The following is a 24,216-nucleotide window of genomic DNA, read 5'->3' as shown; positions in this document are numbered from 1 at the left end:
ATTCTGGTTTGACGGGATAAATTTCCGTCCTGCAATCAAATGATGGAACATCATGAACCCTAACTATCTTGATTTCGAACAGCCTATCGCCGACCTGGAAGCGAAGATCGAAGAGCTTCGCATGGTGGGTAACGACACCGACATCAACATCTCCGATGAAATCAATCGGCTGAAAAGCAAAAGCGTCAGCCTGACGGAAAGTATTTTTTCCGATCTTCAGCCCTGGGACGTGGCGCGTCTGGCGCGTCATCCACGCCGGCCCTATACGCTCGATTACATCGAATTGATCTTCGATGATTTTGACGAGCTGCACGGCGACCGCCGGTATGCGGATGATCTCTCGATTGTTGGCGGGACAGCCCGCCTGGACGACAAGCCGGTGATGATTATCGGGCATCAGAAGGGCCGGGAGGTGCGTGACAAGGTCAAGCGTAACTTTGGCATGCCGCGTCCGGAAGGGTATCGCAAGGCGCTGCGTCTGATGGAAATGGCCGAACGTTTCCGCATGCCGATCCTCACCTTCATCGATACGCCAGGGGCTTATCCCGGTATCGGCGCCGAAGAGCGGGGCCAGAGCGAGGCAATCGCGTTTAACCTGGCGGTGATGTCGCGTCTTAAAACGCCAATCATTTCCACGGTGATTGGCGAGGGCGGCTCCGGTGGTGCGCTGGCCATTGGCGTGTGTGATCAGCTGAACATGTTGCAGTACTCAACCTACGCCGTGATTTCCCCGGAAGGCTGTGCGTCCATTCTGTGGAAGAGCGCCGAGTACGCAGCCCAGGCAGCGGAAGCCATGGGTGTGACGGCGGATCGCCTGAAACACCTGGGGCTGGCTGACAATGTCATCAAGGAGCCTCTGGGTGGTGCTCACCGGAACCCCGAGAAGATGTCCGAGTCGCTCCGTGAGACCCTGAGGAAAGGGGTTGCCGAACTGAGCCGCCTTCCGGCTGATGAATTGGTATCACGCCGTTATGAGCGGCTGACCCGATATGACACCGGGCGGTAAATCCGCCCCGGACTTTTCCTGGCCGGCGGAGTTGTGTGAGTCGGTCAGGCGCCTTCCCGATGCCTCCTGTGTGTGGGTTGCCCTTAGCGGCGGGCTCGATTCGGTATTTCTCCTTCATCTCGTCTCCCGATGTCTTGGCAGTGATCGGGCGATCGCAGCGATTCACGTCAATCATCAGCTCCAGTCCAACGCTGAAGAGACCGAACGATTCTGCAGGAACCAGTGTAAAAGCCTGGCGATTCCCCTGACCGTCAGGCGCGTCACCGTCGAGGCCAGCGCCACCGAAGATTCGACGACCGGTGGTGTCGAGGAAGCCGCGCGCCGAGCCCGTTATGATGTGTTCGAGAGCATTCTGGAACCTGGCCAGTTGTTGCTGATGGCTCACCATGGTGATGATCAGGCCGAAACCGTGTTGTTCCGACTGTTGCGGGGCAGCGGCGTGGCTGGTCTTGCGGGTATGCCGGCCAGTCGGGCTCTTGGTCAGGGGGAGTTGCACCGGCCGCTCCTGGCTTTCCGTCGCCAGCAGATTCAGGACTGGTCGCAGCAGGCAGGCCTGATGTGGGTGGAAGACCCCAGCAATACCGACCTTAAATACGATCGTAACTTTCTGCGCCATTCGGTCATGCCGCTGCTCAAGTCCCGCTGGCCATCATTGATCAAGCGGCTTGGGCACAGCGCCTCGGCCTGCCATGATCAGGGTGAGCTGGCGGCGTCCCTGGCCCAGATTCATTACGCTTCGGTGGCCGGCGGCGAGGGGCGACTGCGGGTCACCCAGATGCTTGGTCTCAGTCTCGCGGAGCAGAAAAACCTGGTGCATTGGTGGGTCACCCGGTCAGGTTACCGTTATCCGGCGGTGGCAAACTGGCAACAGGTATTGGATGAGCTGTTACTGTCCGCTGCGGACAGGGAGCCTGAGTTCCGTGGTGAAGGATTCTCACTGCGCCGCTTCCATGGCTGGATCTACCTGGTGCCCGATCAGCCCGGGGACCTGCCAGTGCCGCAATCCCTGGCGCCCGGGCATCCGGTTCAGGTCGGTGCATGGCGATTTACCCTGAGTGCAACCGCTACCCCAGGTAATACTCCTCCGCCAATACGAATATCTACGAGGGAAGGTGGCGAGCGCATACGGACCCGTCCTGATGGGCCCTCGAAACCGCTTAAGAAATGGTTGCAGGAACAGAAGGTGCCGCCCTGGGAAAGGGCGCGGATTCCCTTGGTTTTCGAGGGTCAGGAAGACTGCGAAGAACTGGTTGCCGTGGGCGACCTGTGGCTTTCCGGTAAATACTGTGGGGAGGCCCCAGCCGCCGGCTGGCGCATTGTTGTGGAGCGGGAATTTGATTGAGTAAGGTGGGGGTTTCTGGTAGTCTGGCGTCCCATCTTGAGATGACAATCTCCCTCTCTTCACCGAACCAGATAATCATGGAATCTGCATGACGCGTTATATTTTCGTCACCGGCGGTGTCGTGTCCTCCTTGGGGAAAGGTATCGCATCCGCTTCACTGGCTGCGATCCTCGAGGCACGCGGCCTGAAGGTCACTATCCTCAAGCTGGACCCGTACATCAACGTGGATCCCGGTACCATGAGCCCGTTTCAGCACGGTGAAGTATTTGTCACCGAAGATGGCGCGGAAACTGACCTCGACCTGGGACACTACGAGCGATTCATTCGTAGCCGCATGAGTCGTCGCAACAACTTCACCACCGGCCGTGTGTACGAAGAGGTGATTCGCAAGGAGCGTCGCGGAGACTATCTGGGCGGCACCGTTCAGGTCATCCCCCATATCACCGACGAAATCAAGCGTCGTGTGGTGGAGGGGGCCGCCGGTTCTGACGTGGCGCTGATCGAAATCGGCGGTACCGTGGGTGATATCGAGTCCCTGCCGTTCCTGGAAGCCTGCCGTCAGCTGAAGGTGGAAGTGGGCCCCCAGCGGGCGTTGTTCATGCACCTGACGCTGGTGCCTTACATTGCCACAGCCGGCGAGATCAAGACCAAGCCGACTCAGCACTCCGTGAAGGAAATGCGTTCCATCGGTCTGCAGCCGGATATCCTGCTGTGCCGCTCGGAACACGAGGTAGATGCCAGCTCTCGCCGCAAGATTGCCCTGTTCACCAACGTGGAAGAGCGGGCGGTCATCCCGTTGCAGGATGCCAAGTCCATCTATGCCATTCCACGAATGCTTTATGAACATGGTCTTGATCAGCTGGTGATCGAACGCTTCAGCCTGGATGCGCGTGCCGCTGACCTGAGTGAGTGGGACGCGGTTGTGGAATCCCTGATGAATCCGGAAGACGAAGTGACCATTGCCATGGTTGGCAAATACATGGAGCTTCTGGATGCCTACAAGTCTCTGATCGAGTCCTTGCTGCACGCCGGTATCAAGACCCGTACCAAGGTGAAGATCAACTACATCGATTCCGAGGACATCGAGCGTGACGGTACCGGAGCGCTCGACAGTGCCGACGCCATCCTGGTGCCGGGCGGCTTTGGTGAGCGCGGTGTGGAAGGCAAGATTCGCACGGTACAGTATGCCCGCGAAAACAAGGTGCCGTATCTGGGTATCTGCCTTGGCATGCAGGTAGCGGTTATCGAATATGCGCGCAACGTGGCCAACCTGAAGGACGCTCACAGCACAGAGTTCCGCCAGCACACACCGGAACCGGTGGTTGGCCTGATTACCGAATGGCTGGATGCCAGCGGTGAGCGTGAGGAACGGACCGAGGAATCCGATCTGGGCGGTACCATGCGCCTCGGCGCACAGGACTGCGTGCTGACCGAAGGCTCCACCATCGCCAACTGCTACGGCAAGAAAACCATCCGTGAGCGCCACCGCCACCGCTATGAAGTCAACAACCATTTCCTGCCGAATCTGGAAGGGGCTGGATTGAAGGTTTCCGGTCGCTCGACCGATAGCCGTCTGGTGGAAGTTGTCGAGGCTCCGGATCATCCCTGGTTCGTGGCGTGCCAGTTCCACCCGGAATTCACGTCAACGCCCCGTGACGGGCATCCCCTGTTCAAGGGCTTTGTCCAGGCAGCACTGGCCCACAAGAAGGAATCCTGAGCATGGCGCAGAGCACGGTCAACGTCTCCGGAATTGAGGTCGCCAACGACAAGCCGTTCGTGCTGTTTGGCGGTATGAACGTACTGGAATCTCCCGAGCTGGCCATGGAAGTGGCCGAGGCTTATGTTGAGGCCACTGGCAAGCTGGGCATTCCGTATGTGTTCAAGGCTTCCTTCGACAAGGCCAACCGTTCTTCCGTGAACTCTTTCCGTGGCCCTGGCCTGGACAAGGGGGTGCAGATACTGGCAGACATCAAGAGCAAGTTCGGTGTCCCCATTATTTCCGATGTCCATGAGCCAGCGCAGGCGGAGCCTGCGGCAGAGGTGTGCGACATCATTCAGTTGCCCGCTTTCCTGAGCCGCCAGACCGATCTGGTGGTCGCGATGGCCAAAACCGGCGCCGTGATCAACATCAAGAAAGCCCAGTTCCTGGCACCTCAGGAAATGAAGCACATCATCACCAAGTGCGAAGAAGCCGGTAATGACAAGGTCATCCTGTGCGAGCGGGGCAGCAGCTTCGGTTACAACAACCTGGTGGTCGACATGCTCGGCTTCGGCATCATGAAGTCCATGAATGTGCCGGTGATGTTTGATGTGACGCACTCACTACAAATGCCCGGTGGTCGCGCGGATTCCGCTGGTGGCCGCCGTGCCCAGGTAACCGATCTCGCGCTTGCGGGTATGTCCCAGGGCCTGGCCGGCCTGTTTCTGGAAGCCCATCCCGACCCGGATAATGCCAAATGCGACGGCCCTTGTGCCTTGCGTCTGAGCCAGTTGGAGCCATTCCTTCAGCGGGTCAAGGCCGTGGATGATCTCGTTAAGAGTTTTAAACCTATCGACACCGCCTGAAGGGCGGTGTCTGTTTTTGTATTGCTCGGGGGGAGCCGAGCAGTCATACCCCGACTGCTCTTGATCGAACTATAAGTCATAACCTTCTAGACATTGAAAATACGGAGATTCGGACGAATGACAAAAATTGCCAACATCAAAGGCCGTGAAGTACTGGATTCCCGCGGGAACCCCACGGTTGAAGCGGATGTGATTCTTGAAGACGGCACCATTGGCAGTGCCTGTGCGCCCTCCGGGGCGTCCACCGGTTCCCGTGAAGCCCTGGAGCTTCGGGACAAGGACGCAAACCGCTATCTGGGTAAAGGTGTACTGAAAGCCGTTGAGGCGGTAAACACCAGAATCCGTGAAGCCCTGATCGGCAAGGATGCAGCCGATCAGCGTGCCCTGGACAACGTGATGCTGGAACTGGATGGCACTGAGAACAAGGCCAATCTGGGCGCCAACGCGATTCTGGCGGTTTCCCTGGCTGCGGCCAAGGCGGCAGCCACGTCTCTGGGCAAGCCGCTGTACGCGCATATTGCGGAGCTGAACGGCACGTCCGGCAAGTACTCCATGCCGGTGCCGATGATGAACATCCTCAACGGCGGCGAGCACGCGGACAACAACGTTGATATCCAGGAGTTCATGATTCAGCCGGTGGCGGCCAAGAGCTTTGCTGAAGCCCTGCGCATTGGCGCTGAGATCTTCCACAGCCTGAAGAAGGTGCTGAAGTCTCAGGGCCTGAACACCGCGGTGGGTGACGAAGGTGGTTTCGCTCCGAACCTGCCGTCCAACGAAGCAGCGCTGGCGGTTATCCAGGAGGCGGTCGAGAAGGCCGGTTACAAGCTGGGTTCTGATGTGACCCTGGCTCTGGACTGCGCGTCTTCCGAATTCTACAGGGATGGCCAGTACCAGTTGTCCGGTGAAGGCAAGAGTTTCGATTCCGAAGGCTTTGCCGATTACCTGGCGGGCCTGAGCGAGCGTTACCCGATCGTTTCCATCGAAGACGGTATGGACGAGAGCGACTGGGACGGCTGGAAAGTGCTGACCGACAAACTGGGCAGCAAGGTGCAGCTGGTTGGGGATGACCTGTTCGTAACCAACACCAAAATCCTGAAGCAGGGTATCGACAAGGGCGTTGGCAATTCCATTCTGATCAAGTTCAACCAGATTGGTAGCCTGAGCGAAACCCTCGACGCCATCAAGATGGCCCAGGACGCTGGCTTCACTGCGGTGATTTCCCACCGTTCCGGTGAAACGGAAGACACCACCATTGCCGACCTGGCGGTGGCCACCTGCGCCGGCCAGATCAAGACCGGTTCCCTGTGCCGCTCGGATCGCGTTGCCAAGTACAACCAGTTGCTGCGCATCGAGGAAGCCCTGGATGGCAAGGCGCCTTACCGTGGCCTGACCGAGATCAAGGGTCAGGGCTGAGGCCTGACGGAGTCATTTGTTACCTGTATTGATGCTCAATTCAGGTAACAAAATGTTAAGGCCATCGTGATCTGGATGAACATTCAGTCACGATGGCCTTTTTGCACAACCATTTAGCAGAATTTGTTGTTAATCTACTCTAAGGTCTATACTCAGCACTCGGTGTTGGTTTTTTGTTCGGCTTTTATTAAACGGAATTAGCAATGAAGTTGCTCTGGTCCATCATGGCTGTGCTGATACTCCTGCTGCAGGTGCGCCTGTGGATCGGGGAGGGCAGCTTTGCGCAGGTATGGGCCCTGCAACAGTCCATTTCCGAGCAGCGGGAAGAGAACGCCGAATTGTCCGCCCGCAACGAACGCCTTTACGCTGAAGTCCGTAACCTGCATAACGAGCAGGGCGCGGTGGAAGAGCGTGCGAGGATGAACCTGGGGCTTATCCGTGACGATGAAACCTTCTTCCTGGTTGTTGAAAACTGATACAAGCCAATGACGAATCCACGATTCTGGCTGATCGTGCCTGCCGCCGGTATTGGCCAGCGCATGCAGGCCGAGTGCCCCAAGCAGTACCTCAGGATTGATCGTCGTTTTATTCTCGATATCACCCTGTCACGTACCCTCGACTCTGCCTTGTTTGATGGCTGTATCGTTGCTCTCCATCCGGACGACCGCTGGTGGCCGGACACCGAGGCCAGTGGCGATTCCCGGATTCAAACCTGTCGTGGTGGCTCCGAACGGGCAGACTCGGTTCTTTCGGCTCTTCGTGCGCTGGCACCTCAGGCCGGTGCGGATGACTGGGTGTTGGTCCACGATGCTGCCCGTCCATGCCTCCACCGGGACGATCTGGCCCGGTTGATAACTTCGCTGCAGAATCATGATGTCGGCGGCCTGCTGGCTTCTCCCGTTGCCGATACTCTGAAAAGGGGGAATAACGCCACCCCTCCGGAAGCCCTGGAGACAGTGGATCGGAGTTCCCTGTGGCGAGCCCTCACTCCCCAAATGTTCCGGTACGACAAACTGGTCAATGCCCTCGAGCAGGCCCTGGAAAATGGTCAGCCTGTGACAGATGAATCCTCTGCCATGGAATTTTCAGGTAACATGCCGGTATTGGTGGAAGGACGCCCGGACAATATCAAGATTACTGTCCCGGCGGATCTCGCCCTGGCGGGATTTATCCTCAGCCAGTTCTGAAATTGCCTGCACGATCTCGGGAAAGTCTCTATGCGTATTGGTCAGGGCTTTGATGTCCATGCCTTCTGTGAAGGCACCTATGTCACTCTCGGTGGTGTCCGGATTCCCCATAATCACGGCCTGAAAGCCCATTCTGATGGCGATGTACTGCTGCACGCGCTGGCGGATGCGCTTCTGGGGGCGGTGGCACTCGGTGATATCGGGCATTTATTTCCCGATACCAGTGATGAGTGGGCCGGAGCCGACAGCCGGGATCTGCTGCGTCGTGTCATGGCCCGGGTGGCCGAGGAGGGTTTTTCGGTCGTGAATGTGGATACAACGCTCATTGCCCAGGCCCCAAAAATGGCTCCCCACGTTGAGGCCATGCGGCTGAATATTTCGGAAGATCTGGCCATCCCGGCCAGCCGGGTCAGCGTGAAAGCCACCACCACCGAAAAGCTCGGCTTTACCGGGCGCGGTGAGGGTATTGCCTGCCAGGCTATTTGCCTGTTGGAGCCGGTGTCCTCATGAGTGATCAACCTGTAAATACCGGCAACTGGACACTGGATTGGCCCACGTCGCGAGGGGGCCGGATTGCCCGGGCAGAACTGAAACACATGCCGGAGGATTTCAGGGTTTTCGAGGACCTGGGGTTGCCCGGATTTCCCGCTGAAGGCCCGCCAGGAGACGACGCCACCGGTGGCGAGCATCTCTGTCTGCTACTGGAAAAGACCGGCGACAATACCGAATATGTCGCGCGCCAGCTGGCGTTGTTGTCCGGGTGTCGCCATTTCGATGTGGGGTTTTGCGGCCTAAAAGACCGCCACGCCGTAACCCGGCAATGGTTCAGCATCTATCGCCCGGGTATGGAGCGCGATGATGAAGCCTTCATTGCGCAAGTGGTGGAGCGCTGGCCGGTTCTTGCGTGGACGCGCTCTGCCCGTAAACTTCGCCGGGGAGATCACCGGGGCAACCACTTCGAGATAACCCTTCGCCGGGTGACAGGCACCACAGAAGACATTGACAAAGCATTGTCTGAGCTGACCCTGTCGGGCGCCCCCAACTATTTTGGTCCCCAGCGATTCGGCCATGGCGGCGCCAACCTTGACCGTGCCCTCACCATTGACCCGTCGAAACTCAAGCGGGGTGGCCGGAAGGGCGGTAAAAAAAGGGGCGGCAGGCATTCAGGCTCTGGCAGTCAGGACAGTAAAAACGTATTGTACTTTTCTGCTGCCCGGTCATGGCTGTTTAATGAGGCACTTGGTCGTCGGGTCGAGGCTGGCAACTGGAGGCAGCTTCTGGACGGAGAGCCCGGTTTGGGCCCGGATTCGGAACTGGTTCCGACCGGTCCCTTGTGGGGAGATGGCGGTACCGAAGCGGTATCGGAGCAGGGGGCTCTGGAGCGTGACGTCGTTGCCGGGAACCCCGGGTTGGAAGGGTTGTTTTCAGCCACCCGGATGAAGCCGGAGCGTCGTCCCCTGATTGCCAGGCCGGAGCAGCTGCACTGGCAATGGCTGGCGGAGGACATGCTGCGGATCAGTTTCTGGCTCGCGCCGGGGCAATACGCAACCACCATCCTGGCAGATATCTTTGAATTGTATGAAGGGGCAAAAGACCCCGAACAATAAAATGTCCGGGCGGACAACCTGCTATCAGGTGTGACGATCCGGAACATAAAGGCTAGCGGAGAAAATTGTGCGCATACTGTTATCCAATGATGACGGTGTTCATTCACCGGGGCTTCAGGCTCTCCACGAAGGCCTGGAAGGCATCGGAGAACTGGAGGTGGTTGCTCCCGACCGGGATCACAGCGGAGCCAGCAATGCCCTGACGCTGAACCGACCGCTGACGGTAGAGCAGCATCCTAACGGTTTCAGGTCTGTGGACGGCACACCGACGGACTGCGTTCACCTGGCGGTGAATGGTCTGTTCAGTGAGCCATTCGATCGGGTTGTTTCCGGCATCAACACCCACGCCAACCTGGGCGATGACATCATCTATTCCGGTACCGTCGCGGCAGCGACCGAGGGCCGGAACCTCGGCCTGCCCGCCATAGCGGTTTCTCTCGTTAACAACGGGCACTTCCACTATGAAACCGCGGCCCGGGTAGTGCGGACCCTCCTGGAAGGCAGGAAAGCACTGGCCCTGGGTCCGAGGTGCATTCTCAACGTGAATGTGCCGGATGTGCCCTGGGAGGAGATTGCGGGTTTCCGTGTTACCCGCCTGGGGCACCGTGACCGGGCCGAAGGCGCTGTTCCGATGACGTGTCCCCGTGGCAAGGAACGCTACTGGATTGGCGCCGCCGGTCAGGGTAGCGACGCCGGACCGGGGACCGATTTTCACGCCGTTCGTGAAAACTTCGTCTCGATTACCCCCGTTCATGTGGACATGACCCGCCACGAAGCGTTGTCTTCACTCCGGGAGTGGGTTGATGACATGACTTCCGGGGAGGCGCAGTGATGGTTCCAGAGCTTCAGGGTATCGGAATGACCTCCCGCAGAACCCGCATGCGCCTGATTCAGCGCCTGAGGGACGCAGGCATTGATGACCAGCGTGTACTGGATGTGATGGCTGAGGTACCGCGCCATATTTTTCTGGACGAGGCCCTGTCACACCGGGCTTATGAGGATACCTCCCTGCCGATCGGTTACAGCCAGACGCTTTCCCAGCCGTATATTGTCGCCAGGATGACCGAGATCCTGATGCAACATGCGCCGTCCCGCGTGCTGGAACTTGGCACTGGCTCCGGCTACCAGACCGCTATCCTGTCGCGGCTGGTGGATGAAGTGTTCAGTGTGGAGCGGATCAAGCCACTGCAGGACCGGGCCCGGGACAGGCTGCGCCAGCTGGGCATGCGCAATGTCTTGCTCAAGCACGCCGATGGCGGCATGGGATGGCCTGACCGAGGGCCATTTGATGGCATTATGCTGACAGCCGCGCCAAAGGAAATCCCGACGGAATTACGGGCCCAGCTCGCCGAGGGTGGTGTCGTTGTTGCGCCCGTTGGAGAAGTGAATCAGAACCTGGTGAAAATGGTGCGTTACGGGGACAGCTTTGAAACCACTGAAATCGAAGCGGTTAATTTCGTGCCTTTGTTGGGCGGGGTGGTCCGTTGACGGATAGCTCGCGCCAGCATCACCCCTTTGCCGTTTTTCTCCGTGGTATGGCAATGGGAGCGGCCGACATCGTCCCTGGCGTCTCCGGCGGTACCATTGCGTTCATTACGGGTATCTACTTCCGATTGCTGGAGGCTATCAATGCCGTACCGGGAGCCGTTATAGGGCACCTGTTCCGTGGCGATCTGAAAGGATTCTGGGACCGGTGTGACGGCACCTTCCTGATCAGCCTGCTGGTCGGCATCCTGATCAGTATTGCGACGCTGGCCTCCATTATCAGTTACGGTCTGGAAACCTACCCGGTCCTGATCTGGAGCTTCTTTTTCGGGCTGATCGTGGCGTCAGTCTGGCATGTCGGACGTCAGGTGCGTGAACTTTCTCCGGTCCTGTTGGGGCCGCTGCTGGCGGGTATCGCTTTTGCCTGGTGGGTGACCACACTGCCAGCGGGGCAGGTGGATCCCTCCGGCCTGGTGTTCCTGGGCGCCGGTGCGCTGGCAATATGCGCCATGATCCTGCCGGGTATTTCCGGCAGCTTTATACTGGTTGTTATCGGTATGTATGCGCCGGTACTGGATGCCATTCGTAATCTGGAAGCGGGTGTCCTGATGCTGTTTGCGTCCGGCTGCCTGATCGGGTTGTTGTCTGTTGCTCGCTTGATCACCTGGGCATTTCACCGGTTTCATGATCCGGTGCTGGCGTTGCTGACGGGGTTTATGATCGGTGCGCTTAACAAGGTGTGGCCCTGGAAGGAAACGGTGAGCTGGCGCACCAACAGCTCGGGCGAGCTGGTTCCACTCAATGAGGTCAGCGTAACTCCCGGCTACTACGCCGAGCTGACCGGTCTGGATTCCCAATGGCCGGTGGCGCTAAGCGTGGCTATCCTTGGCTTTGCCATGGTGCTGTTGGTTGAGTGGCTGGGAAGTCGCACCAGGCCATAAGGTTCGCAGGTGTTACTTTTTGGTCAACACGGATGTTTCGGGCAGTAACAAATGTGGCCGTGTAGTAACTTGGATTTGATTATAAAATGTGCAATATATTAGCAAGTTACTCCAAGAACTTTAGAAACTGCCGTATTTTTAATACGGATTGCTTATAACGGGGCTATTTTTATACCTGTGAGATGTTTACCTGGGTCCCCCAAGACCGATTGTGCAGCATCCCTGCGGTTCCCCTCCGGTACCCGGGTATCCTTATGGCTACAAAAGCCAGTCCTGTCTCCTTCCTGGCTCCCCCTGCTACTGCTCCTTCTCTTTGTGCCCCCGCTGATCAGCGGCTGTAACACCCATGCGATCTACCAGGATGATCGCTATAACCCTCCGGTGTACTGGGGGCGGCATGTGGTCAAGCCCGGGGAAACGCTGTACAGCATAGCGTGGCGGTATGGCCGGGATTACCGGGAATTGGGGAATGCGAATGGTATAAGTGAACCGTGGCACCTGAAAGCCGGTCAGGTATTGCGCCTGGATCTTCGCGGAACTGTCACATCCTCGGTGCAGAATAAGAGGCGTACCAAGCCATCGCCGGCAAAGCCGCCGTCAAGGCAGACGAGCAAGGCGCCGGCCCCGAAGCCGGAACCCAGGCCGAAGGTTTCCAGGGCCCCGGACCGAAAGTCGCCGCTGAACAGCCAGACCCAGACGGTGTCGAACGTCAATTGGCGCTGGCCACACGTTGGCACCGTAATTGCAGGTTATTCAACATCCGGTAAAGTCAATAAAGGTGTTGATATTGCAGGAAAACCGGGAGATCCTGTAAGGGCATCCGCAGGCGGTAATGTGGTCTACGCCGGAAGCGGATTGCTTGGATACGGCAATCTGATTATTGTGAATCATAATGAGCACTATTTAAGTGCTTACGCTCACAACCGGAAGATTCTGGTGCGGGAAGGGGAGGATGTAAAAGCCGGGCAGGTAATCGCAGAGCTCGGGAGTAGCGGTTCAGATCGACCCAAATTGCATTTCGAGATTCGAAAAAATGGCAATCCGGTTGATCCGATGCATTATTTGCCGCCACGCTGACCGAGAAGCCAGCCAGACACAGAAAACGTCCCGGCACTGACAAAAAAGCCGACAGCGAAAAATAAAAATAATGGTTACGGTTGTAACCAGCCAACAACTATATGTCCTGAACAAGAACGCGAACGCAGCAGGTGCTCACAATAAAAAGAATTCGTGAGCGAATAACCAGGATTATTGAGAGGCGGGGCAAGAGATATGTCAGCAGAGCAAGAAGATCTCATCATCGATCGTGTGAGCGATATGGAAGACGCCGAAGATCAGATTTTGGCGGAAGACAAGGTCGATAAGGGTACTTCTGACACGGAAGTGGCAGAAGTCGAAGAAGGTATCCCGGCCCAGGGCCGATACTTCACCAGCCAGAAACAACTCGACGCGACCCAGTTATACCTGAACGAAATTGGTTTTTCCCCACTGCTTACCCCCGAAGAAGAAGTGTATTTTGCCAGACTGGCCCGTAAGGGCGAGGAATCCGGCCGTAAGCGTATGATCGAGAGCAACCTGCGGCTGGTCGTGAAAATCGCCCGCAGGTATGTCAACAGGGGGCTGACGCTGCTTGATCTGATTGAGGAAGGTAACCTTGGTCTGATCCGTGCGGTGGAAAAGTTTGATCCGGAGCGCGGATTCCGGTTCTCCACCTACGCAACCTGGTGGATCCGCCAGACCATCGAGCGGGCGATCATGAACCAGACCCGCACCATCCGCCTGCCGATCCATGTCGTCAAGGAACTGAATCTGTACCTGCGCGCCGCCCGTGAGCTGACCCAGAAGCTGGATCACGAGCCCTCCGCGGAAGAAATCGCCCGCATGGTCGACAAGCCTGTGAATGATGTAAAGCGGATGCTCGGGCTGAATGAGCGCGTGGCTTCCATGGACACGCCGATCGGCGCTGGTGGTGAGAAATCCCTGCTGGATACGGTGGCGGATGAGGGCGCCTCGGATCCCGCCGACCTGCTGCAGGACAACAACATGTGCTCCTGTGTCGAGAAGTGGATCGACCAGTTGAGTGACAAACAACAGGAAGTGCTTTCCCGCCGCTTTGGTCTGCGTGGTTATCCGGTCAGCACCCTCGAGGAAGTTGGCCAGGAAATCGGGCTGACCCGCGAGCGGGTACGCCAGATCCAGGTGGAGGCGCTGCGTCGTCTCCGGGAGATCCTGGAGAAGGAAGGTCTGTCAGGTTCCCTGCTGTTCATGTAAACATTAGAGTCCTGTCATCCCCGAAAGCCGGCCATGGAAAATGGCCGGCTTTTCTGTTTCAGTAGGCGCCCAAATGAGAACCACGTTGCGCAATCGTCGTTATTCCCCCTGTTAGAATGTTTTTCCCGGGCAGGGATAGGCTGTCGAAACCCGGTATAAAAATAGAACGACTCAATAATAACGACTGAAAAGGAAAGGATGATGAAGAAGGCTCTATCAACAGGTTTTGTGTCACTGGCACTGTCTGCCGCGTTGTCGGCTCCGGTGTCCGCCCTTACTGTGGAAGGCGTGGATGTCCCGGACACCTATTCCGCCATGGACACCGAACTCAAGCTCAACGGTGCCGGTACCCGTTCCAAATGGTTTATGGACCTGTATGTAGGTGGTCTATACGTGCCGGAAACTATTGATGATGGTGTAGCGGTGATTAACGCCGATGAACCCCAGGCAATCACTTTGCACATCATTTCCGGCATGATCACCAGCGATCGCATGACCGAGGCCACCCTGGAAGGTTTCGAAAGCGCGACCGATGGGGATATGTCGGCAATCCAGGACGATGTGGACCGGTTCATGTCAGTCTTTGAGGAAGAGATCACCGAGGGTGACGTATTCGATCTTGTCTACCTTCCGTCTGAAGGTGTACGTGTCCTCAAGAATGGTGAGGTCCGGGATACCGTGGGTGATCTGGAGTTCAAAAAGGCCCTGTTCGGTATCTGGCTGTCCGACACGCCTGCCCAGAAAGACCTGAAAGCCAGCATGCTGGGCCAGCGGTAAGTCGCCCCGCCATTACCGGCCGCCGGGCAATCTGTTCCGGCGGCTGCCAGCTGACTACTGATAGTCCCGCTTCTGTTTGAACTCACACAGGTCTTCAATGAGACAGGCGCCGCATTTGGGCTTTCTGGCGGTGCAGGTGTATCGGCCGTGAAGAATCAGCCAGTGGTGGGCGTCCAGAAGAAACTCTTTTGGCACCAGGCGCATCAGGCGCTTTTCCACTTCCAGAACGTTTTTTCCCGGGGCAATTCCGGTGCGGTTGGACACCCGGAAAATGTGGGTATCTACCGCCATGGCCGGTTGCCCAAAGGCCGTGTTAAGTACCACATTCGCCGTTTTCCGGCCAACGCCCGGTAGGGCTTCCAGATCCTCACGATTATCGGGTACCTCGCCCCCGTGTTTTTCCAGCAGTATCCGGCAGGTCTTGATGACATTCTCCGCCTTGCTGTTAAACAGGCCGATGGTCTTGATGTATTCCTTCAGACCATGCACTCCCAGGGCCAGGATGGCGGCAGGCGTGTTGGCAATCGGAAACAGCTTGTCCGTGGCCTTGTTGACCCCGACATCGGTGGCCTGGGCTGACAGGGTGACGGCGACCAGCAACTCAAATGGAGTTGAGTAGTTCAGTTCAGTCGTGGGGTTGGGGTTGTTGTCCCGCAGACGAGTGAATATTTCAGTGCGTTTTTCCCGGTTCATTTCAAGAAACCTGCCCTGTAACCCGAACCCGCTTGCTGCCTGTGTTGACCGGATCGGTCACTCCGGCACTGCGGCGTTCCTTGATCTGGTTGTCGATGCCGTTCTTCAGTGCGATCAATAGCCCCAGCCCCACGAACGCACCTGGCGGCAGTACCATGAACAGCATGTCCGGGTAATTTTCCAGCGGGCGAATACCCCAGTCCGCGGCCATGGGGCCAAGCAGCAGATCCATGCCGGTAAACAGGGTGCCCTGACCAATCAGCTCGCGCATGGCGCCGAGCACCACCAGCACCGCAAGGAACCCCAGCCCCATCATCACGCCGTCCAGAAGGGCCGGTACCGGTCCGTTCTTGGAGGCGAACGCATCCGCCCGACCCAGAATGGCGCAGTTGGTGACGATCAGCGGGATGAAAATGCCGAGGATCTGATACAGCTCATAGGTGAAAGCCTGCATCAGTAGCTCGGCACAGGTGACGAAGGAGGCGATGATCATCACAAACGCGGGAAGGCGTACGGATTCGCTCACAAAATTCCGGATCAGCGATACGGCCAGGTTTGATCCCATCAATACCATAAGGGTCGCCAGCCCCAGTCCGATGGCGTTGACCACGGTACTGGTGACCGCCAGCAATGGGCACAGGCCGAGTACCTGGACCAGGGCAGGGTTGTTGGTCCAGAGGCCCTCACGAATGATTTCCGGGTTGCTCTTGGTTGCCATGATCAGGAATGCTCCGCGTCTTGATGTTCGCCAGCGACAGTGTCCGGACTGATGGGGCTGCTTCGCCTTTCCGGAGGCTCATTGAGAATATCCCGCATTTCCTCCCGGTTCTGGTGGAAGTATACCAGGGTCCGCTGAACGGCCTTGACCACGGCCCTTGGGGTAATGGTGGCGCCGGTAAACTGGTCAAAGACACCGCCGTTCTTTTTTACGTTCCAGCGGTCGGGGGCCGGATCGCCGAGGCTACGGCCGTCAAACGAATAAATCCAGTCGGATTTCTTGGTTTCAATGCCGTCGCCGAGCCCCGGGGTTTCCCGGTGGCTGGTTACCCGCACGCCGAGAACGTTGCCCTGAAGGTCGATGCCCACCAGCAGGCGGATGTTTCCGGAATAGCCATCCGGCGCCACTGCGGGAAGGATCAGTCCGACAGGCCGCTCACCCTTGCGCGCTACCCAGGCGGTTATGGGGTCAGGCTGGGCCAGGCGATCACTTGCCGGCAGTTGCACGGTGTCCCTGAGCAGATCGTTGTCGTGATGGCTCTCGGGAATAATCTCGAACAGGGCCTGGGCTTCGGCGCGGGCGGCCTGTTCGGCAATGCGATCGGCGGTCATAACCTGGGTGACGGCAATGGTGCCGCCGGTGATGACCGCGAACAGGCCGAGACCAATGGCGCTGCGACGGACGGACTGTGCAATAGCGGCCATGAGTTACCCCTGAGTCTTGCCGGGAACGCCGCGCCGGGCCTTATGGTGACCATAAGTGCGTGGCGGCGTGTAGTGATCGATAAAGGGCACGGCGAAATTCATCAACAGTACGCTGAATGCAACCGCGTCCGGGTAATTGCCCCAGCTGCGGATAACGTATATCAGCACCCCGATACCGGCCCCGTAAATGAGCTTTCCCTGATGACTGGTGGCGGCGGAGACCGGATCGGTGGCTATAAAGAAGGCGCCGAGCATGGTTCCGCCGGCCAGCATATGCAGGGTAACCGGCGCGTACTGGTCGGGATTACTGCCAAAGGCAAGGCTCATCACGGCAATGGCGGCCACCATACTGACGGGAATGTGCCAGGTAATGATTTTGAGGCCGATCAGCACCAGACCGCCCAGCAGGAAAGCCGCGTTCACCCACTCCCAGCCGTGGGCGATGCCGTCGCCGAAGGTGGGGTGTGCAAGTACTTCCGTAGCCGTGTGGGTGGCTATCTTGTGCTTGTACTCATCCAGCGGTGTGGCCATGGTGTAGCCATCCACAACGGCCTGCTGACCGGATGCCAGCAGGTTGAGGGTTTCGCCCAACCCGGGGGCGGACTCCCAGAGCAGGCCGGGCTGGGCCCAGTTGGTCGTCATCGCCACCGGAAAGGAAATCAGCACCAGCGCATAACCCACCATGGCCGGGTTGAAGGGGTTGGAACCAAGCCCGCCATAGAGCTGTTTGGCCATGACAATGGCAGAGATCACGGCGATGGCCGAGACCCACAGGGGAACAAACTGCGGCAGCGACAACCCCAGCAGCAGGCCGGTCACGGCGGCGGTGTTGTCCCTGAGAAAAAACGCCAGCGGCTTCCTGCGAAGCGACAGCATGGCGGCTTCCGCAGCCAGGGCAACGGCAATACACCACACCACATTGATCAGGTTGCCCCAGCCGAAGAAGATCGTCTGCGCCAGCAAGCCTGGCACGGCGGCCAGAATCACCCAAAGCATGAGCCGGGAAGTTGACCGGGCTTTGCGGGCATGGGGAGAAGACTGTTGTACTAATGCCATGAAGACTTGGCCCTGATGTCCGTTATTCGGTGGATTGGGTCGCCGGGGCCGTGTCCGCACCGGCCTCAGCCAGGGCTTCTTCCGCCCGTTTTACCCGTTCGTGATTTTTGGCAACCGCGCGCTCGAGCTTGTCGACGTTGTCCGCTTGCTGTGCCTTGGCGTCATTCAGCATTGACTGCATGGTTTCCAGCTTGGACTTCGCCTGGGTCAGCTGCTTTTCCAGGGCGGGAATATCGGGCGCCGATGCCGTGTTCTCCGTGGCGGTGGCCTGTGCTTCGGACACAGCTGGCGTGCCGGCTTTCTTGCGAGCCAGCGCCTCCTGGACCAGAGCTGCCTTGGCGGCCTTTTCATCGACGGCTTCGCCTTTGGCAGCGGCTTGCTCCGCTTCCTCTTTCTTCTTCGCCTGGGCTTCCGCTGCGGCTTTGGCGCGTTCCTTGCGGCGCAATTCCTTCTCCTGTTGTTCCCGTTCCAGCCGGGCCTGACGTGCCTCGAAACGCTCCCGGGCCCGATCTGCTTTTACATGCTCCGCCTGCTGCACCCGGATTTCGCCCTTGGCAAACCGGTAATACTGCACCAGGGGAATGGAGCTGGGGCAGACATAGGAACAGGCTCCGCATTCAATGCAGTCGAACAGGTTCAGGTGTTCTGCCTTCTCGAATTCGCCGGCCTTGGCGTGCCAGAACAGTTGTTGCGGTAGCAGCTCCATGGGACAGGCTTCGGCGCACTGGCCGCAACGGATGCAGGGTTGTTCCGGTTCGGGCTCGGGCAGTTCCTGCGCGCTGGCGGCAATCACGCAGTTGCTGGTCTTGACCACCGGTATGTCGGGGGTATTCAGCGTATATCCCATCATCGGGCCGCCGAGGACCAGCCGGTTCAGTTGTGCTTCCTGCAATCCGGCCTGGCTCAGCAGATAATGGATGGGGGTGCCCAGAAGCGCTTCGAAGTTTCCGGGTTCGGAAACCGCTTCGCCGGTAATAGTGATTACGCGGCGGGTCAGCGGTTCGCCCTCCAGAATGGCGCGGGCCACGGCAATGGCGGTGCCGACGTTCTGACACATAACGCCAATGTCCGCCGGGATGCCGCCACTGGGCACCTCCATGCCGGTGAGGATCTGGATCAGCTGTTTTTCGCCGCCGGACGGGTACTTGGTCGGCACCACGATCACTTCGATCTGCGTCCCTTCGGCCGCCGTCTTCATCGCTGCAATCGCTTCCGGCTTGTTGTCCTCAATGGCGATGACGCAGCGTTCCGGGCGCAGGATCCACGCCATGATCTTCAGGCCGGCAATGATTTCATCCGCCCGTTCGCGCATGGTCATATCATCGGCGGTGATGTACGGCTCGCACTCAGCGCCATTGAGGATCAGGGTGCCAACCTTGCGATCCCTGGGCGGCCTGAGTTTGATGTTGGTCGGGAAGCCCGCGCCACCCATGCCCGAGATGCCGGCATTGCGGATGGTTTCCAGAACTTCCTCGCGATCCAGGGTGCGATAATCCGGTAGCGGGTGGCGCTGGCACCATTGGTCCTCGCCGTCAGGCTTCAGGGTGATACACCAGTCATCCATGCCGGAGGGATGGGGGACCGGCATGCGGGCGATGGACTCAATGATTCCGGAAGTCGGCGCGTGAATGGGCACACCCATGCCGCCGGACACTTCTGCAATTCGCTGGCCTTTCAGTACGCGGTCGCCAATCGCCACCATTGCCTCTGCGGGAACGCCGATGTGTTGCTGCAGCGGCAACACCAGCCGTTGCGGAATGCCGGCGGGGCGGATGGGGCGCCCCGTTGACTGATGCTTGTGCTCTGCCGGGTGAATACCGCCGGCGAAATCCCAGAGTTGTGTCATCAGGCGCTGGCCCCCTGGCGATCAGTGGCAATGATGTCCGCCTTTGGCGGATTCCAGGTCCAGGCGCGGATGTCTGGTTCGATGGTGACCATGTCGATGCAGTCGACCGGGCAGGGGTCCACGCACAGGTCACAGCCGGTGCATTCGCTTTCAATCACCGTATGCATGTGCTTGGCGGAACCCAGAATGGCGTCGACGGGGCAGGCCTGGATGCACTTGGTGCAGCCAATGCATTCGTCCTCACGGATCACCGCTACCCGTTTTTCCTGCTCCACGCCGTGCTCGGCGTCCAGAGGCTCCGGCTCCACATCCAGCAGGTCGGCCAGGGATTTGATGGTGCCTTCACCGCCCGGAGGGCATTTGTTGATGGGGCCACCCTCGGCAATGGATTCCGCGTAGGGGCGGCACCCCGGGTAGCCGCACTGGCCACACTGGGTCTGCGGCAGCAGGGAATCGATTTGCTCCACCAGAGGGTTCCCTTCAATCCGGAAGCGCTCAGCGGCGTAACCCAGCAGCCCGCCAAACACCACGGCCAGGGCCAGCAGAACAACAACAGCGACGAGAATACTAGTCCACATAAACCGTTACCCTTAAACCTTATCCCGTCAAACGCCGACCAGGCCGGTAAAGCCCAGGAACGCCAATGACATCAGCCCGGCGGTCACCATGCCGATGGCCGCGCCTCGAAAGGCCACGGGCACATCGGCAACGGCGATACGCTCACGCATGGCGGCAAACAGCACCAGCACCAGCGAGAAGCCGGCGGCTGCGCCAAAACCGTACAGGACAGATTCCACGAAGTTGTTGTTCTTGTTCAGGTTCAGCAACGCCACGCCGAGTACCGCGCAGTTGGTGGTGATCAACGGCAGGAAAATGCCGAGAACCCGATAGAGCAGGGGGCTGGTCTTGCGCACCACCATTTCGGTGAACTGAACCACCACCGCAATCACCAGGATAAAGGTGATGGTTTTCAGGAACGCCAGATCCAGGGGCTCCAGCAGGTAGGTGTAGGCCAGATAACTGCACACCGAAGCAAGGGTCAGCACAAAAGTGGTGGCCAGAGACATGCCCATGGCGGTCTCCAGCTTGCCGGACACCCCCATGAACGGGCACAGCCCCAGGAACTGAACCAGCACAAAGTTGTTCACCAGAATGGTGCTGACCAGAATCAGCAAATACTCGGTCATTCGCCTTGCTCCATCACACTGCGTTTACGCAGGTGCCTTACATGATCCGCATGCCCGGGGTGGCTCCGGAGTCCGGTGACAGGATGAAGATATCCTTGCCGCCGGGGCCCGCTGCCAGAACCATGCCTTCAGACATTCCGAACTTCATCTTACGGGGCTTCAGGTTGGCAACCATCACCGTCAGCCGGCCTTCCAGTTCCTCTGGCTTGTAGGCGGATTTGATGCCGGCAAACACGTTGCGGTCACCATGCCCGATATCCAGCGTCAGCCGAAGCAGCTTGTCTGCGCCTTCGACATGTTCGGCTTTGACAATTTTTGCGACCCGAAGGTCCACTTTTGCAAAGTCCCCGAATTCTATCTCGTCGGCCACCGGTTCGAGATTGGCAGTCTCAGCCGGTTTTCCGGTCGCTGCGGGCAGCTCCTCTTTGGACGCATCCAGCATTTTCTCGATCTGTGCCATATCCACCCGGCTCATCAGCGGCTTGAACTTGTTGATGCCGTGGTTTTCCAGGCGCTCGCCGCGGTTGTTCCAGTCGAGCCCGGCCTTCAGGAATGCCTCAGAGGCCTTCGCGGTCTCCGGCAGCACCGGAGCCAGATAGGTCATCAACAGATGGAACATGTTGATGGCGTTGGTGCAGATCGCCTGCAGATTGTCTTCCTGACCTTCCTGCTTGGCGATCACCCACGGCTGCTCATCGTTCACGTACTGGTTGGCAATATCCGCCAGCTCCATGATGCGGCGCATGGCACGGCCAAACTCGCGGGCCTCATAGAAGTCGGCGATTTCCTCACCGGCATCAATAAACTCTTTCAGCTTGTCGTGCTCGGTGACCTGACCAAGCTGGCCATTGAAACGCTTGGTAATGAACCCTGCACTGCGGCTGGCGATATTGACCACCTTACCCACCAGATCCGAGTTCACCCGCAAGGCGAAGTCCTCCAGGTTCAGGTCCATGTCATCCACGCCGCCGGTCAGCTTGGCAGCGAAGTAATAGCGCAGGTACTCCGGATTCAGGTGATCCAGGTAAGTACGGGCCATAATGAACGTGCCCCGGGACTTGGACATCTTCTTGCCGTTGACGGTTACAAAACCATGGGCCCAGACCGCTGTCGGCGTACGGAAACCGGCGTCGTGCAGCATCGACGGCCAGAACAGCGCGTGGAAGTTGATAATGTCCTTGCCGATGAAGTGGTACACCTCGGCGGTGGAATCGGCCTTCCAGAAATGCTCGAAGTCGATGCCTTCCCGGTTGCACAGGTTCTTGAAGCTGGCCAGGTACCCGATGGGAGCATCCAGCCAGACATAGAAATACTTGCCCGGAGCGTCCGGAATCTCGAACCCGAAGTAGGGCGCGTCACGGCTGATATCCCACTCCTGCAGACCGGCATCCAGCCATTCAGCCAGCTTGTTGGCCACCTGCGGCTGAAGCGTACCGCTACGGGTCCACTTGGCGAGGAAATCGGCAAAGTCCGGCAGCTTGAAGAAATAGTGCTCGGATTCCTTCTCAATCGGCGTGGCGCCAGACACGGCAGAGCGCGGGTTAATCAGCTCCGCCGGCGTATAAGTGGCGCCACAGGCTTCGCAGTTGTCCCCGTACTGATCCTCGGTCTTACATTTCGGGCAGGTGCCCTTGATAAACCGGTCCGCCAGGAACATGTTCTTTTCCGGATCAAAGGACTGGGTGATCTTGCGGGTCGCAATATGCCCGTTTTCCTGCAGCTGCCGGTAGATATATTCCGAGAACTGACGGTTTTCCTCGGAATGCGTAGTGTAATAGTTGTCAAAGCGGATATGGAAACCGCTGAAATCCTGTTGATGCTCGTCACGGATGCGATCAATCAGCTGCTCGGACGTAATATCCTCGCGTTCGGCACGCAGCATGATCGCGGTACCGTGGGCATCGTCGGCGCAAACGTAGTAACAGTTCTGGCCTCGCATATTCTGGTAACGCACCCAGATGTCCGTCTGAATGTATTCCAGCAGATGACCCAGATGAATAGGGCCATTGGCATAAGGCAGGGCGCTGGTGACCAGAATATCGCGCTGTTGCTTTGAACTCGCTTGCGTCATGTTGATATCCGAACCTTTAATGAATAAGGATTTGGCGTTAATCAGTGAAACAGAGATGCCCCTTGATCCGGGTAAAGACTCTGTATGGCCAGAAACGGGCACAGATGATACCTTCCGGGCAGATATTTTTCATCCGAAACACCCGTTTCCGTGCTTAAAATAGAGCATGAGCTTATTCCGGAGAACCCGATGACCCAGATTTCAGAACAGGCCCTGCAAGCGGCGGTTCGCCAGTACCGCGACCCGTATCGTGACCAGGACCTATACGACCTCGGCGCCGTCAAGTCCCTGACCGCGGACGACAACGGCAAAGTAACCCTCATGGTGGAGCTGCCTTACCCGTCAAAAGGCATCGCCGGCGCCCTGAAACAACTTGTCACCAACGCCCTGGAAGACGTCGAAGGCGTTGACAGCGCCGACGTCCACGTCGGCCAGAAAATCCACTCCTACAAAGTCCAGAAAGACCTGCCCTCGGTGCCAGGCGTGAAAAACATCATCGCCGTCGCCTCCGGCAAGGGCGGCGTCGGCAAATCCACCACCGCCGTCAACCTCGCCCTGGCCCTCCAGGCCGAAGGCGCCAGAGTCGGCATCCTCGACGCCGACATCTACGGCCCCAGCATCGGCATGATGCTCGGCGTGCCCGAAGGCAAACGCCCCGACACCCGCGAAAACAAATACTTCGTCCCCATGGACGCCCACGGCCTGCAAGCCAACTCCATGGCCTTCGTCGTCACCGACAAAACCCCCATGGTCTGGCGCGGCCCGATGGTCAGCGGCGCCGTCATGCAGTTGCTGCAACAGACCCTGTGGAACGAACTCGACTACCTCATCGTCGACATGCCCCCCGGCACCGGCGACATCCAGCTCACCCTGGCCCAGAAAGTCCCCGTCACCGGCGCCGTCATCGTCACCACCCCGCAGGACATCGCCCTGCTGGACGGCAAAAAAGGCATCGAAATGTTCCGCAAAGTCGACATCCCGGTGCTGGGCGTGGTGGAAAACATGAGCGTCCACATCTGCAGCAACTGCGGCCACGAAGAACCTCTGTTCGGTCACGGCGGCGGCGAGCGCATCGCGGAGGAATACGACACTACACTCCTCGGCCAGCTACCGTTGCACATGACTATCCGTGAACAGACCGACGGCGGCATCCCCTCGGTAGTCGCCGAACCGGATTCCGAAGTCGCACGCCGATACCGGGATATTGCCCGCCGGGTTGGGGCAGAGCTGTCTACCAGAGAGCGTAACCTGAGCGGATCAATCTCCAGCGTATCGGTAACCGAGCACTAGATTCGTCGATTAGTAGCGGACAACCCGGAAGTATGACCGCGGCGTCAGGCCGTCCGT

General features: G+C 58.5%; 24 protein-coding genes. 16 read left to right on the top strand and 8 right to left on the bottom strand.

The features are described 5' to 3' along the window. The first annotated feature begins 52 nt into the window (after nt 1-52). The 15 genes from accA (at nt 53) to ACJO5Y_RS05250 (ending at nt 14,594) form a co-directional block, all read left to right on the top strand. Nucleotides 53-1,006: an acetyl-CoA carboxylase carboxyl transferase subunit alpha gene (accA, locus tag ACJO5Y_RS05320; protein WP_406985384.1), complete on the top strand. Its 954-nt coding sequence runs from the start codon at nt 53-55 to the stop codon at nt 1,004-1,006. Next, the gene (tilS, locus tag ACJO5Y_RS05315; RefSeq protein ID WP_406985383.1) at nt 990-2,348 is read left to right on the top strand and encodes a tRNA lysidine(34) synthetase TilS; all 1,359 of its coding nucleotides are present in this window, start codon (nt 990-992) and stop codon (nt 2,346-2,348) included. The genes accA and tilS overlap by 17 nt, the downstream gene beginning before the upstream one ends. A gap of 88 nt (nt 2,349-2,436) precedes the next feature. Beyond that, nucleotides 2,437-4,065 (top strand): CTP synthase, encoded by a 1,629-nt coding sequence (pyrG, locus tag ACJO5Y_RS05310; protein ID WP_406985382.1) that lies wholly within the window; start codon nt 2,437-2,439, stop codon nt 4,063-4,065. Between the two features lie 2 nt (nt 4,066-4,067). Beyond that, entirely contained in the window at nt 4,068-4,913 is an 846-nt protein-coding gene (gene kdsA, locus ACJO5Y_RS05305; RefSeq protein ID WP_406985381.1) for a 3-deoxy-8-phosphooctulonate synthase, read from the top strand. A 117-nt stretch (nt 4,914-5,030) separates the two neighbouring features. Next, nucleotides 5,031-6,326 carry a phosphopyruvate hydratase gene (gene eno / locus ACJO5Y_RS05300; RefSeq protein ID WP_406985380.1) on the top strand — a complete coding sequence of 432 codons (1,296 nt, stop codon included), beginning with the start codon at nt 5,031-5,033 and terminating at the stop codon, nt 6,324-6,326. Between the two features lie 203 nt (nt 6,327-6,529). Then, entirely contained in the window at nt 6,530-6,802 is a 273-nt protein-coding gene (locus tag ACJO5Y_RS05295) for a septum formation initiator family protein (protein ID WP_406985379.1), read from the top strand. Between the two features lie 9 nt (nt 6,803-6,811). After that, a complete protein-coding gene (ispD, locus tag ACJO5Y_RS05290; protein WP_406985378.1) occupies nt 6,812-7,513 on the top strand; it encodes a 2-C-methyl-D-erythritol 4-phosphate cytidylyltransferase in 702 nt (233 codons plus the stop codon). A 30-nt stretch (nt 7,514-7,543) separates the two neighbouring features. Further along, entirely contained in the window at nt 7,544-8,023 is a 480-nt protein-coding gene (gene ispF, locus ACJO5Y_RS05285; RefSeq protein ID WP_406985377.1) for a 2-C-methyl-D-erythritol 2,4-cyclodiphosphate synthase, read from the top strand. Further along, a complete protein-coding gene (gene truD / locus ACJO5Y_RS05280) occupies nt 8,020-9,120 on the top strand; it encodes a tRNA pseudouridine(13) synthase TruD (RefSeq protein WP_406985376.1) in 1,101 nt (366 codons plus the stop codon). The genes ispF and truD overlap by 4 nt, the downstream gene beginning before the upstream one ends. A 67-nt stretch (nt 9,121-9,187) precedes the next feature. Continuing rightward, nucleotides 9,188-9,952, top strand: coding sequence for a 5'/3'-nucleotidase SurE (gene surE, locus ACJO5Y_RS05275; protein ID WP_406985375.1), 765 nt, complete (start codon nt 9,188-9,190; stop codon nt 9,950-9,952). Continuing rightward, nucleotides 9,952-10,608, top strand: coding sequence for a protein-L-isoaspartate(D-aspartate) O-methyltransferase (locus tag ACJO5Y_RS05270; RefSeq protein WP_406985374.1), 657 nt, complete (start codon nt 9,952-9,954; stop codon nt 10,606-10,608). Before surE ends, ACJO5Y_RS05270 begins: the two co-directional genes overlap by 1 nt. Nucleotides 10,609-10,655: 47 nt before the next feature. Continuing rightward, a complete protein-coding gene (locus ACJO5Y_RS05265) occupies nt 10,656-11,546 on the top strand; it encodes a DUF368 domain-containing protein (protein WP_406985405.1) in 891 nt (296 codons plus the stop codon). A 273-nt stretch (nt 11,547-11,819) separates the two neighbouring features. Further along, complete coding sequence (locus ACJO5Y_RS05260; RefSeq protein WP_406985404.1) at nt 11,820-12,623, top strand: peptidoglycan DD-metalloendopeptidase family protein; 804 nt, start codon at nt 11,820-11,822, stop codon at nt 12,621-12,623. 195 nt (nt 12,624-12,818) lie between these two features. Next, complete coding sequence (rpoS, locus tag ACJO5Y_RS05255) at nt 12,819-13,817, top strand: RNA polymerase sigma factor RpoS (RefSeq protein ID WP_406985373.1); 999 nt, start codon at nt 12,819-12,821, stop codon at nt 13,815-13,817. A gap of 201 nt (nt 13,818-14,018) precedes the next feature. Further along, a complete protein-coding gene (locus ACJO5Y_RS05250; RefSeq protein ID WP_406985372.1) occupies nt 14,019-14,594 on the top strand; it encodes a chalcone isomerase family protein in 576 nt (191 codons plus the stop codon). 54 nt (nt 14,595-14,648) lie between these two features. Here the strand turns inward: ACJO5Y_RS05250 and nth are convergent, their stop codons facing one another. Genes nth through metG form a run of 8 tightly spaced genes read right to left on the bottom strand, consistent with a single transcriptional unit; the run spans nt 14,649 to nt 22,869 of the window. Then, on the bottom strand, nt 14,649-15,287 hold the full coding sequence (nth, locus tag ACJO5Y_RS05245; protein WP_406985371.1) for an endonuclease III: 639 nt from the start codon (nt 15,285-15,287) through the stop codon (nt 14,649-14,651). 1 nt (nt 15,288) lies between these two features. After that, nucleotides 15,289-16,005 carry an electron transport complex subunit E gene (locus ACJO5Y_RS05240; protein WP_406985370.1) on the bottom strand — a complete coding sequence of 239 codons (717 nt, stop codon included), beginning with the start codon at nt 16,003-16,005 and terminating at the stop codon, nt 15,289-15,291. Nucleotides 16,006-16,007: 2 nt separating this feature from the next. Beyond that, nucleotides 16,008-16,709, bottom strand: a complete 702-nt coding sequence (gene rsxG, locus ACJO5Y_RS05235) for an electron transport complex subunit RsxG (RefSeq protein WP_406985369.1) — start codon at nt 16,707-16,709, stop codon at nt 16,008-16,010. A 3-nt stretch (nt 16,710-16,712) separates the two neighbouring features. Continuing rightward, nucleotides 16,713-17,765 (bottom strand): electron transport complex subunit RsxD, encoded by a 1,053-nt coding sequence (gene rsxD / locus ACJO5Y_RS05230; protein ID WP_406985368.1) that lies wholly within the window; start codon nt 17,763-17,765, stop codon nt 16,713-16,715. Between the two features lie 22 nt (nt 17,766-17,787). Continuing rightward, nucleotides 17,788-19,611: an electron transport complex subunit RsxC gene (rsxC, locus tag ACJO5Y_RS05225; RefSeq protein ID WP_406985367.1), complete on the bottom strand. Its 1,824-nt coding sequence runs from the start codon at nt 19,609-19,611 to the stop codon at nt 17,788-17,790. After that, nucleotides 19,611-20,189 (bottom strand): electron transport complex subunit RsxB, encoded by a 579-nt coding sequence (gene rsxB, locus ACJO5Y_RS05220; protein WP_406985366.1) that lies wholly within the window; start codon nt 20,187-20,189, stop codon nt 19,611-19,613. The genes rsxC and rsxB overlap by 1 nt, the downstream gene beginning before the upstream one ends. 27 nt (nt 20,190-20,216) lie before the next feature. Continuing rightward, nucleotides 20,217-20,798 carry an electron transport complex subunit RsxA gene (rsxA, locus tag ACJO5Y_RS05215; protein WP_127331834.1) on the bottom strand — a complete coding sequence of 194 codons (582 nt, stop codon included), beginning with the start codon at nt 20,796-20,798 and terminating at the stop codon, nt 20,217-20,219. 37 nt (nt 20,799-20,835) lie between these two features. Then, nucleotides 20,836-22,869, bottom strand: a complete 2,034-nt coding sequence (gene metG, locus ACJO5Y_RS05210; RefSeq protein WP_406985365.1) for a methionine--tRNA ligase — start codon at nt 22,867-22,869, stop codon at nt 20,836-20,838. Nucleotides 22,870-23,058: 189 nt separating this feature from the next. Between metG and apbC the strand changes: the two genes are divergently transcribed. Then, nucleotides 23,059-24,159 (top strand): iron-sulfur cluster carrier protein ApbC, encoded by a 1,101-nt coding sequence (apbC, locus tag ACJO5Y_RS05205; protein ID WP_406985364.1) that lies wholly within the window; start codon nt 23,059-23,061, stop codon nt 24,157-24,159. The last annotated feature ends 57 nt before the right edge of the window (nt 24,160-24,216 follow it).

Source organism: Marinobacter alkalisoli (assembly GCF_045449855.1).
Lineage (GTDB): Bacteria > Pseudomonadota > Gammaproteobacteria > Pseudomonadales > Oleiphilaceae > Marinobacter.
Note: the sequence above shows the minus strand (reverse complement) of the source record. Positions and strands in the feature narration are given on the sequence as shown.